Source organism: Pseudanabaena sp. PCC 6802, from assembly GCF_000332175.1.
Classification (GTDB): domain Bacteria; phylum Cyanobacteriota; class Cyanobacteriia; order Pseudanabaenales; family Pseudanabaenaceae; genus PCC-6802.
Genome location: NZ_KB235914.1, coordinates 2,374,728 through 2,387,149 on the forward strand (window position 1 = coordinate 2,374,728; position 12,422 = coordinate 2,387,149).

At 46.4% G+C, this 12,422-nt stretch carries 15 protein-coding genes; 10 read left to right on the forward strand and 5 right to left on the reverse strand.

Going from position 1 to position 12,422, the window contains the following annotated elements:
- Window positions 1-25 precede the first annotated feature (25 nt).
- Both PSE6802_RS0116435 and PSE6802_RS0116440 read left to right on the forward strand, forming a co-directional pair.
- Window positions 26-1,303: an ABC transporter substrate-binding protein gene (locus PSE6802_RS0116435; protein ID WP_019501137.1), complete on the forward strand. Its 1,278-nt coding sequence runs from the start codon at window positions 26-28 to the stop codon at window positions 1,301-1,303.
- A complete protein-coding gene (locus PSE6802_RS0116440) occupies window positions 1,300-2,283 on the forward strand; it encodes a glycosyltransferase (protein WP_019501138.1) in 984 nt (327 codons plus the stop codon). The genes PSE6802_RS0116435 and PSE6802_RS0116440 overlap by 4 nt, the downstream gene beginning before the upstream one ends.
- A 116-nt stretch (window positions 2,284-2,399) precedes the next feature.
- On the opposite strand, the gene PSE6802_RS0116445 is transcribed toward PSE6802_RS0116440, so the two are convergent.
- Window positions 2,400-2,765: a DUF6464 family protein gene (locus PSE6802_RS0116445; protein ID WP_019501139.1), complete on the reverse strand. Its 366-nt coding sequence runs from the start codon at window positions 2,763-2,765 to the stop codon at window positions 2,400-2,402.
- A 152-nt stretch (window positions 2,766-2,917) separates the two neighbouring features.
- On the opposite strand from PSE6802_RS0116445, the gene PSE6802_RS0116450 reads away from it, so the two are divergent.
- Complete coding sequence (locus tag PSE6802_RS0116450; protein WP_019501140.1) at window positions 2,918-3,517, forward strand: superoxide dismutase; 600 nt, start codon at window positions 2,918-2,920, stop codon at window positions 3,515-3,517.
- 185 nt (window positions 3,518-3,702) lie between these two features.
- On the opposite strand, the gene PSE6802_RS0116455 is transcribed toward PSE6802_RS0116450, so the two are convergent.
- Window positions 3,703-4,152 (reverse strand): NAD(P)H-quinone oxidoreductase subunit N, encoded by a 450-nt coding sequence (locus tag PSE6802_RS0116455; protein WP_019501141.1) that lies wholly within the window; start codon window positions 4,150-4,152, stop codon window positions 3,703-3,705.
- 104 nt (window positions 4,153-4,256) lie between these two features.
- Between PSE6802_RS0116455 and PSE6802_RS0116460 the strand changes: the two genes are divergently transcribed.
- From PSE6802_RS0116460 to PSE6802_RS35865, 6 genes are all read left to right on the forward strand, one after another.
- Complete coding sequence (locus tag PSE6802_RS0116460; RefSeq protein ID WP_019501142.1) at window positions 4,257-4,844, forward strand: DUF3177 family protein; 588 nt, start codon at window positions 4,257-4,259, stop codon at window positions 4,842-4,844.
- 152 nt (window positions 4,845-4,996) lie between these two features.
- A complete protein-coding gene (gene glnA, locus PSE6802_RS0116465) occupies window positions 4,997-6,418 on the forward strand; it encodes a type I glutamate--ammonia ligase (protein ID WP_019501143.1) in 1,422 nt (473 codons plus the stop codon).
- A gap of 184 nt (window positions 6,419-6,602) precedes the next feature.
- Complete coding sequence (locus PSE6802_RS0116470; protein ID WP_019501144.1) at window positions 6,603-7,064, forward strand: Fur family transcriptional regulator; 462 nt, start codon at window positions 6,603-6,605, stop codon at window positions 7,062-7,064.
- A gap of 90 nt (window positions 7,065-7,154) precedes the next feature.
- The gene (locus tag PSE6802_RS0116475) at window positions 7,155-7,763 is read left to right on the forward strand and encodes a Uma2 family endonuclease (protein ID WP_019501145.1); all 609 of its coding nucleotides are present in this window, start codon (window positions 7,155-7,157) and stop codon (window positions 7,761-7,763) included.
- Window positions 7,764-7,791: 28 nt separating this feature from the next.
- Complete coding sequence (dacB, locus tag PSE6802_RS0116480; RefSeq protein ID WP_019501146.1) at window positions 7,792-9,300, forward strand: D-alanyl-D-alanine carboxypeptidase/D-alanyl-D-alanine endopeptidase; 1,509 nt, start codon at window positions 7,792-7,794, stop codon at window positions 9,298-9,300.
- 147 nt (window positions 9,301-9,447) lie between these two features.
- Window positions 9,448-9,660, forward strand: coding sequence for a transposase (locus PSE6802_RS35865; protein WP_019501147.1), 213 nt, complete (start codon window positions 9,448-9,450; stop codon window positions 9,658-9,660).
- Window positions 9,661-9,819: 159 nt separating this feature from the next.
- Here the strand turns inward: PSE6802_RS35865 and PSE6802_RS0116490 are convergent, their stop codons facing one another.
- The 3 genes from PSE6802_RS0116490 to PSE6802_RS0116500 are packed head-to-tail and all read right to left on the reverse strand — an operon-like array spanning window position 9,820 to window position 10,605.
- A complete protein-coding gene (locus PSE6802_RS0116490; protein ID WP_019501148.1) occupies window positions 9,820-10,026 on the reverse strand; it encodes a type II toxin-antitoxin system HicB family antitoxin in 207 nt (68 codons plus the stop codon).
- Complete coding sequence (locus PSE6802_RS0116495) at window positions 10,016-10,282, reverse strand: type II toxin-antitoxin system HicA family toxin (RefSeq protein ID WP_019501149.1); 267 nt, start codon at window positions 10,280-10,282, stop codon at window positions 10,016-10,018. Before PSE6802_RS0116495 ends, PSE6802_RS0116490 begins: the two co-directional genes overlap by 11 nt.
- Window positions 10,283-10,335: 53 nt before the next feature.
- Window positions 10,336-10,605, reverse strand: coding sequence for a hypothetical protein (locus tag PSE6802_RS0116500; protein ID WP_019501150.1), 270 nt, complete (start codon window positions 10,603-10,605; stop codon window positions 10,336-10,338).
- A 515-nt stretch (window positions 10,606-11,120) separates the two neighbouring features.
- On the opposite strand from PSE6802_RS0116500, the gene PSE6802_RS0116505 reads away from it, so the two are divergent.
- The gene (locus PSE6802_RS0116505) at window positions 11,121-12,419 is read left to right on the forward strand and encodes an ABC transporter ATP-binding protein (RefSeq protein WP_019501151.1); all 1,299 of its coding nucleotides are present in this window, start codon (window positions 11,121-11,123) and stop codon (window positions 12,417-12,419) included.
- Window positions 12,420-12,422: the final 3 nt, after the last annotated feature.

Here is a 12,422-nt window from a genome sequence, read left to right on the forward strand (position 1 = left end):
CGTGAATATATAGATCGCGATCGCCATGCATTTCCCTCGAAGAAAGTTTCTGCAAACCAGCGCCCTGTTCCTATTAGGAGCCTGCGGCGCTCAAACAACCAGCTCAAACCAACCCCAACCATCACCTAGCAACAAAATTACTTTCTGGACGATGCAGCTGAAACCCACGTTTGATGCTTACATGGCAGAGGCGATCGCTGCATTTACAAAACAAAACCCTGGCACTCAAGTAGAATGGGTCGATGTGCCGTGGGGCGATATGGAGAGCAAGATTCTCAGTACGATTGCTGCCAATAACATCCCGGACGTGGTTAACCTCAACCCTCAGTTTGCTGCTAAGCTAGCTGAGAAAAAGGCTTTGCTGGATATGCAAACGCGATTAACTCCAGCCGAGATCGAGCAATACTTTCCCAATATTTGGAAAGCCAATCAATTAGGCAGCGTTACCTTTGGCTTGCCCTGGTACGTTGCCACCGATGTCACGATCTACAACCGCGATCTATTTCAAAAAGCAGGAATCGATCCCGCCCGTCCGCCCAAAACCTACGACGAACTTGCAAAAGCTGCCGAGCAGATCAAAGCTAAAACGGGCAAGTACGCTTTCATGCTGACGATGGATGGCAGCCAGGTGCTGGAGTCGATGGTACAAATGGGGATGAATTTACTAACTGCCGATGGTAAGGCAGGATTTAACGATGCCGCAGGTAAAGCTGCCTTTAATTACTGGGTGAGTCTATTCCAGAAACAATTGATACCGCGTGAGATTCTCAATGAAGGTCACCGCAAAGCGATCGAACTCTATCAAGCAGGCGAGCTAGCAGTTCTTCTCACGGGACCGCAGTTTCTCAAGGTGGTGGCTCAGAATGCCCCCGACATTGCCAAAGTCTCGGATGTGTCAGCCCAAATCGTTGGTTCTACAGGTAAAAAGAGCGCGGCTGTGATGAATATAGTCGTGCCCGCCGGTGCGAAAAATGTAGATCTTGGTGTCAAGTTTGCCTTATTTATCACCAATAGCGAAAATCAGTTGAACTTCTCTAAAGTTGAGAACTCTCTACCTTCGACTGTGAAATCCGCTGCCGATCCTTACTTTACTTCTCTAAGCGATAAGGCTTCAACTACTGATAAAGCTCGTACGATCAGTGCATCCCAACTGGCGCAATCAGAAGTGTTAATTCCCCCTGCTAAGGATTTAGATAAACTGCGCAAAATTATCTACGAGGAATTACAACTTGCAATGTTAGATCGAAAAAATGCCGATACTGCCGTTGCCAGCGCTGCCGAACGTTGGAACCAATTGGGATGATAGATATCTCTGTAATAATCCCGTGCTTCAACCACGGTGATTATATCTGGGATGCGATCGCCAGTGTCGAAGCCTCGCAGGATCGCGATCGGCCAATTAACTACGAACTCATTATTATCAATGATGGTTCGACGGCGGAGACAACGCTGGATGTTTTAAACGATCTGCGCGATCGCGGTTACACAGTGATTGATATCGAGAATCAAGGTTTGGCTAATGCCCGCAATCATGGCATTGCGATCGCATCCGGTCGCTATATTCTGCCCCTGGATTCCGACAATAAGATTCGCTCGGAATACATGTATAAGGGGATAGAGATTCTGGATCGCTGTCCTCAGGTTGGAGTTGTCTACGGTGATGTAGAGTTTTTCGGCGGGATGACGGGGATTTGGGCGCTACCGGATTTCGATCTATATCGCCTCATGATTGGGAACTACATTGATGCCTGTGCCGTATTTCGCAAACAGATTTGGCAAGAATGCGGCGGTTACGATACCAATATCCCTGACAAATTGGGCTATGAGGATTGGGAATTTTGGCTGAGGGTAGCCAAACAGGGATGGCAGTTTCATCATATTCCAGAGGTGATGTTTGACTATCGTACCCGTTCTGACTCTATGGTGCAGGCTTGCAAGCAACCCGCCAACCAAAAACGCCTGGTGCATTATATTTGCGCTAAGCACCAGGATCTATATGCATCCAGATTAGCTGACGTAATTGCTGATAAGGAATTGGTTGCCTTCGAGCGCATGTACGAGGTAGAGAGGTTAAAAAGAGAATTGCAGCACGTACAGTCCGATCTAGAGCACCTTAACCATCTAAATCATCAATACCAAGAGTCCGAGGTGCGTTTAAGCGAACACTTACAAGCTGCTAGAGATCGGATTGCCGTCCTGGAAAATACAGTGGCAGCAATGGAAACCAGTAAATTCTGGAAATTGCGCATGTTATGGCTAAGGATCAAACGATCGGTCTCCTAAGAGACTTGCACGAACATAAGATACCTGCGATGTGTTACGGCTAATAACCAACACGTCCTACAGTTGCGATATTTGGGATATTGTTTAACCACAAGTCCCTAAGCATTAAAGATCTACTAATTGCTCTCAGGCAATGCTTCCCAAGCACTGCAACCACTACATGGTCCCATCGGGTTAACGGCACAGCGAATAAATTCTGATCGCGCATTGTATCGGCAGGTGGCATCGCCAATTACCCAGCTTCCTTCTACCAAATTCATCTCTGTAGGTTTTTGCGTAGGCTTGACAAATAGAGCCACTTTCAAAGGAACGTAGCGTCCCGATCTCAGGTGGTAACGATGGCGGCGCTCTAAAACTAAATAGGTTTTTCCGCCTACTTCCAAGTAGTTTCCTGGTTGCGGCATCCACCCTAGGTAAATCTTAGTAAGCGATCGATCTGGGCTAACCGTAAAGATCTCGGTTGGTAGATCCGACACATCCATGCTGATAACTCGAACACTTTAAGAATACTTTAAATAAATCTAATACTTCAAATCCTGCTCTACTGATAATTCCTTAACAAACTTGTTAAATTTGTAGCATAAAATCGTTACAATACTTAAGCTCAAACCAACCTAGAAGAGGACTAAGAACAATGGCGTTTGAACTTCCTGCTTTACCATTTGCTGCTGACGCACTAGAGTCAGCACATATGTCAGCGCAGACATTTTCATTCCACCATGACAAGCATCATGCTGCTTATGTCACCAATCTCAACAACCTGGTTAAGGATACGGATTTGGCGGACAAGTCGTTGGAAGAAGTGATTGCGATCTCCTTTAAAGACCCAGCTAAGGTGGGCATATTTAATAACGCCGCACAGGTTTGGAATCATACATTCTTTTGGCATAGCCTCAAACCGGGTGGGGGTGGTACGCCAACTGGTGCTTTATTAGACAAGATTGTCGCTGACTTCGGCAGCTTCGATAAATTCAAAGAAGCTTTCAAAACCGCAGCTACAACCCAGTTTGGCAGTGGCTGGGCCTGGTTGGTTTCGGACAACGGCACGCTGAAGGTCACCAAAACGCCTAATGCCGAGAATCCAATGGTACACGGTCAAACTGCGTTGCTGACCCTGGATGTGTGGGAACATGCCTACTATCTCGACTTCCAAAATCGCCGTCCTGACTACATCCAGAACTTCCTGGATAACCTGGTTAACTGGGACTTTGTGGCGAAGAACTTCGCTGCCTAGATCGATCTACAGCTATAGCCAATAGGCTTAGGACGGGTTGCAGGGGTGGAACCCCTGCGTGGGGGCGCAGCCCCCACACCCCCTGTAATAACCGAATCCGTTTACGGCTATAGGAAAAAATACCCTAAAACCAAAAGAGTTCGCCCGCTCGGACGAACTCTTTTGCTGTAGGAACGTGCGTGTAGCTATGCTGCGATAACTTGCTTTAACGGAGACCAACTAACTTCGCGATCGCTGGCGGTTTCAATCACAATTTTGACGCGGGCATCGCGATCGGGGAATTGGCTCAATACTTCCAGTTCTTGCCGCGACAAATAGCGGCCTTCAATCAGCCAGACCACTAACCCCTTGGACTTAGGTGGCAAGCTAGACAAACGATATTGAATCTGGGGCGGCAAGAAGTATGTCTGAACCGCTTTTTTGCCTAGATGGGGCGGTCTCACGCCGTGCACGCCAGTCAAATAGCTGGATATATCGCCCAAACCACGCGCCGTAATTGACAGGACATCGTATCCGGCTGCCCGCAAGCGACGTTGATAGCGTCCTTCATACCCGCCTTCGGGGGGAACGCGCATCGCCAGCGCTCCAGCCTTTGCTAAATCTTTAACTATACTGTCAGTTGCAATTAGTGGCATGGTTGAATTTGAAATTAAAGTTACTAAAACTACCTATTAGTTTATCAATACATCAGTCACTAACGATAGTGTAAACCCTATTAACCTAACAACTCTAACTAAGTATGGAAACATTAATTCGACAATTTGTTTGGCTGGATTTCCGTCTAGCCGTTCTGTTTACCGTATTAATCCCTCTGGGACTGCTCGTTTGGGCATTTCGCGATCGCTCGGAGACAGTCAAACGCTCTCTAGCAATCTACTGGCGCGTAGCCAGTCTATTTGCCATTAGCGTTTACTTACTAATTGGGGGATTGCCGATCGCTTTCTTGACCGTTTTCGCAGCAAAACTCTTGATTCCACTATCTTTGTGGTACTGGCAGGATATCAACGAAGATATTGCCATGTCGAGGGGAGCGCTGAAAGCCTGGTATAACGTCTGGCGGTGGGCAACGTCTGCCTATTGTGTAGTTGGGGCTATATTCAGCGCTACATACATTCCGTGCGCGTTTTCTCCCTTGGGGGAACTCAGCCGCACCTGCAAAATTTGGCTAGAACCGCCACTAGCATGGCGAGCGATCGTTCATGCGGGCGCACCCGTAGAGAACCTCGGTTTCTGGGGGATTGTGGGGCTAATCGTCTACGGCCTGTACCTTGCTAGTTTCTTATTCTTTAGCTTGCCTAAGCAGGGTCGGATTGCTTTTCGTAACTAAAGTTACTGAATCCTTTAGCCTAAACAAATTAAAGATTAATTACAGGTTATCTCGAACAAAAAGGTATCGAAAACTACAAAATGCCTTTACCTGGATCTCTACCATGAACCAATTGTAAATATTTTCAGACTAACCTAAATCAAGGATATAGTATGGCTCAGTCTCCCCAAGAAGTCCTGAATATGATTAAAGAGCAGGACATCAAGATTATCGATCTAAAGTTCATTGACATGCCGGGTATTTGGCAGCACTGCTCTTTTTATCACAATCAGATTGACGAAAGTTCTTTCACTGATGGCGTTCCTTTTGATGGGTCAAGTATCAGAGGCTGGAAGACTATCAATGAGTCAGACATGGCTATGGTGCCAGATCCAGCTACAGCCTGGATCGACCCCTTTATGGAAGTACCAACCCTTAGCATGATTTGTAGCATTAAGGAACCGCGATCGGGTCAGCCCTACAATCGTTGCCCCAGGGTAATTGCCCAAAAAGCGCTCGACTTCCTTGCTAATACTGGGCTTGGCGATACGGCCTTCTTTGGACCAGAAGCCGAGTTTTTCATGTTCGACAGCGTTGAATATGGACAAGAGATGCATACCAGTTACTACAAGGTTGACTCCGCCGAGGGTTTGTGGAACACGGGGCGCAGCGAACCAGGTGGTAACCTCGGTAATAAAATTCGCAATAAGCAAGGCTATTTTCCCGTTTCACCCTCTGACTCCTTCCAGGACATCCGTACCGAAATGCTGCTGACCATGGCAGACTGCGGCGTACCGATTGAAAAGCACCACCACGAAGTTGCCACAGGTGGGCAAGCAGAATTGGGCTTCAAATTTGCAAGCCTCATCCAGGCTGCTGACTATTTGATGACCTACAAGTATACGATTAAGAACGTGGCCAAGCGCTATGGTAAGACTGTCACGTTTATGCCTAAGCCTCTATTTGGTGATAATGGCTCTGGCATGCACACGCACCAGTCTATTTGGAAAGACGGTCAACCACTGTTCGCTGGTGATAAGTACGCTGGGCTAAGCGATATGGCGCTGTATTACATTGGCGGTTTGCTGAAGCACGCTCCGGCTTTGCTCGCACTCACGAACCCTACTACCAACTCCTACAAGCGTCTGGTTCCTGGCTTTGAAGCTCCAGTAAACCTGGCTTATTCACAGGGCAATCGTTCTGCTTCGATTCGCATTCCACTTTCCGGTGGTAACCCGAAGGCAAAGCGCTTAGAGTTCCGTTGCCCTGATGCTACTTGTAACCCATACCTAGCCTTTGCGGCAATGCTGATGGCTGGTATCGATGGCATTAAGAACCAAATTCATCCTGGCGAGCCACTTGATGTTGATATCTACGAACTCTCGCCTGAAGAATTATCTAAGGTGCCTTCCACCCCAGGCTCATTGATGGATGCATTGGAATGCCTCGAAAAAGATCATGCCTTCTTGTTAGCTGGTGATGTATTTACTGAAGACTTTGTGAAGACTTGGATTTCCTACAAGCTCAATAATGAAGCTATTCCAGTTAGCATTCGCCCTCACCCCTACGAGTTTAGCCTTTACTACGATTGCTAAAACTGGGTAACGTTTTAGCATTGTTACAAAAGTTAACACTTGCAAGAAAAGGTAATTATCCCTTGACTCCGTTCTAGACAAACTAAGATTCATTTGCAATAAACTGAAAAAACCGTCAGTACTGGCGGTTTTTTGTTTCAATAATATAGGCTATTATCAAGAAGATGTCATTATTGAAAATAAGATGACTCTGTCAGAAACCACTTACTCACCAGAAGCTCTGAAAGCGGAATTAAATGCCAAGGGTTGGCGCATGACTCCGCAGCGAGAAGTGATTCTAAATACCTTTAAGCACTTGCCCGAGGGAGAGCACCTTAGTGCGGAGGATCTATACTATCGCTTACAAGCTCAGGGCGAAAACATCAGCTTGTCTACAATTTATCGCACTGTCAAACTGATGGCGCGGATGGGGATCTTGCGCGAGCTAGAACTAACTGAAGATCACAAGCATTACGAGATCAATCAACCTCGACCGCACCATCACCATCATTTAGTCTGCGTCAAAACTAACCGCGTGATCGAGTTTAAAAACAACCAGATCATGACCATCAGCCAGAAAGTTGCTGATAAATATGGATTTAAGGTGCTGGACTGTCAGCTCACGATCATCGGCGTTAGCCCTGAAGGACAAAGATCGATTTTCTAGATTACCGATCCTTAATACTTTTAAGATTCCTTGGGGAGTGTTGAGGCTAAGGCGATCGCGCAACTCAACAGTAAATAATTAGTGGTAATTATGACCGTTACCAAACTCAAACTAACATTCGATCGCTTCCTGGAGGAGTATCCCGACAATGGTTGCAAGTACGAGCTTGTGGGTGGGGAATTTGTAGAAATGCGCGCAACCAGAGGTCACGATACGATCGCCGATCTGATTTTGTTTACCTTGCACGATGAAGTCAGGCGTTTAAATCTCGATCTTGTAGTTACGAATCGACTGGTAATTCAGACTCTAAATCGTCAGGGCGAAGAGCAAGCACGCATTCCTGATGTCAGTGTAGTCGATCGACAGATCTGGCTGGCAAATCCCTCCGCTTATACTGCCTTCAATCGCCCTATCCAACTGGCTGTTGAGGTTACTTCAACCAATTGGGACGATGACTATGTCGATAAACTCGAAGAATACGAGCATCTTGGCATTGCTGAGTACTGGATTGTCGATTATTTAGCGATCGCAGCTCGGGAATATTTAGGCAATCCCAAACAACCAACGGTTTTTGTTCATGTCCTAGGAGTAGATGGCAAATACCAACGTACTCAATTTAGAGGAGAAGAGAGGATTGTGTCAAAACTTTTCCCTGAGTTGGATCTAACCGTAGCGCAGATAATTGGTGCAGCACCTTAGATTTTTATTAAAGTTCTAACCTCTCTTAATGTCTAAATTCGCGATTTCCATTTGGCAGTGTAGGGTTCTTTTAGCGGCGATCGCCTCGTTAGCAACGTTAGCAATTTACTTGCCTGGCCGAGATGGGGGAGCGATCGCTCAAGCTCAGAGCGATCGCTCCCACGCAGTGTGTGCTAGCCAATTGGAGTCAGAGGTTAATAAGATAATCCTCACGCCAAAACTAAAATCCTCGCGCTTGGGTGTATTGGTGACAGGGATGTCGCCATCATCACAAACTTTAGTAAATGTAGATGGAGATAAGTATTTCATTCCCGCTTCCAATGTTAAGTTACTCGCAACAGCGGCGGCATTAAAGCTCCTGGGAGCGAACTATCGCATTCGCACCAGCCTGGTTGCTAGATATGCAGTTAGCCCGAAAGGAGAACTCAACGGCGGTTTGGGGGTGGTTGGCAGGGGCGATCCGAGCTTGACGACAGATACGCTCAAACTCCTCGTGCAACAATTAAAGCAGAAGGGTGTAAGGCGGATAAATGGTGGCATCTATGCCTTACCTCAATTTCGCGGATCTGGCTGGGGTGTGGGATGGGAATGGCAGGATCTTCAGGAGGATTATGCCGCGATCGTCCATCCCCTCACGATCGATCGAAATGTTTTGGATTGGACAATTAAACCCGGTCAGGTAGGGCAGCCTGTCAGCTTCAGTTGGGATAGTCCCGATCTGGCATCCGGTTGGATAGTGGAAAATCAGGCTCGTACTGCGGCAAAGGGTAGTCCATATACTCTCAAGGTGGAACGTCCCTTTAACTCCCAAAAGTTAATTATTCGCGGACAAATACCTTGGGATAGCGAAGCGGAATTGGGAGCTACAGCCGTTCCCGATCCATCTTCACATTTTCTAAAATTACTCAACGCCGAACTGATTGCCCAAGGAATTCAGGTTGATGACGGATTGGAAACCTCAACAAAGATAACGGGGGAGCCATCGCTCGAACTGGCATCTGTGGAATCGCCAACTGTGGCGGCACTGATCCGCACGACGAATAAGGATAGCAATAATCTCTACGCCGAGTTACTGATGCGCCAACTGGGGCAGCGATCGCCACAAGTAGGAAAAGATACAAGTGAGGCAGGTATTCAGGCGATCGTCGCGTTCCTCCAACAACAGGGGATTCCCTCCGATAGTTTTAACCTGGCAGACGCAGCAGGGCTATCGCGTCGTAATTCCATCACGCCCAGAGCCTTAACTCAGATTTTGCAAATTATGGGACGCGATCCGGTGTTTCGGGATTCCTTGTCAATCGCAGGAATCGATGGCACTTTAAAAAATCGTTTCCAAGATACTCCTGCATTGGGTAACCTGAGTGCGAAAACAGGTACGCTTAGCGATACCGTCTCCCTCTCTGGTTATGCCAAGCCCGCGATGTATGACGAACTGGTATTTAGCATCATGCTCAACCAAAGTAACTTAGAAGCAAAGGATGCCAGAGCAATTGTCGATGCGATCGCGCTTGTATTAATGCGCGTGCAGCGCTGTTAGGTTTTGGGATGCTAGCCATTACAAGTAACGGCATGCGACAGGGGGTGTTAGCCCAGATCGTGGCGACCTTGACCTTGCATAGTCAGGTTAGAGCACAGGTAAAAAAAGCCTGAATGGACGACCCCGATTGTCGTAGACTCACAAACGGTGAAAAATACTTGTACTGCCAGTGCTGAGTCGAAAGGGTTTTACTCCTACAAAGCCACCAATGGCATCAAACGCCATTTAGCAGTTGATACCCTCGGTTTGCCTGTGTTTAGCCACTGCACCAAAGCCAATATATCTGAAAATCGGGGATTAATCGAGATGTTTGGCCAAAATGTGGATTATACCAATTCTTCAAAATTGAATCGCAGATAGATAACCTCAACGGACTTAATCAGCGATATCGTTTAAGTATAACGGCTTGCGTATCAGCGGACGGACTTGCAAAATAAGCGCAACTATAGCGGTTTGATCCGTTCCGCTGCATACGCTGGTAGACACACCAACAGATATAGTTACGCTGAATTCTAAATTTTAGGCATAGACTAATTTACCTTTTGGCTGAGGAATGGATCTGCCTAATTCCTGTGCTGTTTCAATCCACTCTTGCATAATGATTTGTGCATTTTGCAAGGCTTCTATATAGGTTTCACCATCAGCCGCACAACCTGCAAGTTCTGGCACCTCAGCAACGAAAGATTTATCCTCTTCACTCCAGTAGATGATTATCTCATATTTCATTATCCTCTTGGCCTCCCAATTTGTATTTAAGAATAACTTCGCGAACTTGCTTAACTTGGTAAGTTTTTGCTTTACTACCTTTGGGTTGAATATTCAGAATTTCTTCAATTCCTTCTTTTGCAAAAATATGATGACTGCCACGAATTCGTTTTTCAAATCCCAGATTTGTCAATAGCTGGCATAATTGTTCAAAGGGAATGTTATTGTCAGAAGTCCCTCTCAGAATTTTGAGTAATAGTTTTTCTGCTTTTCCCATTAGTTAATTTTTTGCTTTAACATTTTTTCTTGCAACAGTATCAGCATATTTAATTACCTCGAAACTTCTCCTTTCCAATGTTCAACCGCAACAGCGGCACCATCTATAACTGAGGCGGCGAAGAAAGCAATCCAGAAACCGCTGGCAAGAGACAGGTTCTGAAACGGCTTCTCGCGTTTCTCATTCTCTTCACTCCAAAAAACTAAATCTCCATGAGAAGTAATTTCCACTTTATCGGCATATAAATATATTTCTCCATTAGGTGAAATATCGGTCGGTACTTTGACACACCAATAAGATTTGCCGTAATTATCAGTCGACATAATGTGCTTTGCCTATTAAATGTGAACAATAGAGAATTTGTAAGTCTCAATAAATATATGCTCTCACTGAAATGATATACAAACAGAGAACAATAAGGTCTAACTATATATTAGACTGATTTTTTCTACCTAAGCACCTGATTAAGACGATTAGCCAGAATTTTTCTGCCTAACTACTCTGGATAGGTGATTAGCCAGAATATTTCTGCCTAATCAACCATATGGGTGTGTTAGACAGATTTTTTCTGGGTAATACACCCCGTTCAGGTAGTTATACGAAAAGTTCAGCGCGATCGCTGGAAATATATCGAAAGCTAATGCCAAGTATTTAAACTTGCTATAAGTATAAATATTTATAGTCGAAGTATTTAAAATTCAGCTATTTTGATCCAGAGGGTGCATTTTTCGCTTGGAACGCTAGCTAAGAATTGTGCATTTTTGTGAAGAAAAGTTTAAACTAGTTTTGGTACTCTGTATCTGGAAATTCTGGCTAACTTTTACAGGAAGCAGTGCGTGTGAGTGAGATCGCAATTAACGTAAATCGTGTTTCAAAGTGCTTTAAACAGTACGCCCATCCAGTCGATCGCCTTAAGGAAATCGTATTTCCGCGACGTGGAAGAGCCAAGGATTTTTGGGCACTGAACGATATTAATCTGGAAATCCCCAGGGGACAAACTCTGGGCATTATCGGGCAGAATGGGTCTGGCAAAAGTACGCTGCTGCAAATAATTGCGGGGACTTTAACGCCAACTAATGGTAGCGTGCAGGTAAACGGGCGCATCTCCGCTTTGCTGGAGTTAGGCAGCGGGTTTAATCCGGAGTTTACGGGTCGCCAGAACGTATTTTTTAACGGTCGCCTGTTGGGGCTATCCCAGTCGGAGATCGCAGCCAGGTTCGAGGATATCGTGAAGTTTGCTGATATCGGTGACTTTATCGACCAGCCCGTCAAAACCTACTCCAGCGGTATGTTTGTGCGCTTGGCTTTTGCCGTGGCGGTGAACGTCGAACCTGAAATTTTAATCGTTGATGAAGCCTTAGCCGTGGGCGACATTTTGTTTCAGCGCAAGTGCTTCAGCAAAATTGAGGAGCTAGCAAGTCAAGGCACGACCATTCTCTTCGTGTCCCACGACCTCAATAGCATTCTGAACCTATGCGATCGCGCCATTATCATCGACCGCCACAAAATTATTTGCGACGACAAACCTCATCCGGCGGTGCTTGCCTATAGTACGCTGATGGCGCAGCGAGAGGCTGCCAGCGAAGAATTTCAGAATCGTAAGTTCCGACACGAAGCCAAGCCATCCGCATCCGGTGAATCTGTGGGTGAATCTCGCATTGGCGTTGGTGGGGCAGAACTGCTTGATGTGGAGTTGGTGGACGAGCAAGGGCGATCGGTGCAAACTGCCAAATGCGGCGAGCGGCTGATCGTGCGCTCTACCATTCGGTTTTATGAAGATATTGCTTCGCCCATTTCTGGTTTTAAAATTAAGACCCTGAATGGCATTGCCGTAGTCGGTCACAGCACCTACGGTACGCCGCAGAGTTTACCGGCGGTGCCCGCTGGTACGGTTATGACTCTAGAGTTTGGCTGGAACTGCTATCTCGCGCCCGGCAACTACACCGTCACCGCTGGGGTATCGGAGACCCGCGCCGACCAAAAAATTGTCGCTCTAGACCGTCGTCGAGATATTTTGCCCCTCACCGTAATAGGTTCTCAATCCTCCTATGGTCTGCTGGCTTTACCCGTTGACATTGACTATACCTGCGACTGGATCCGCACATCTGAACCTAAGGTATTGCAAACAACAAAGTAATCC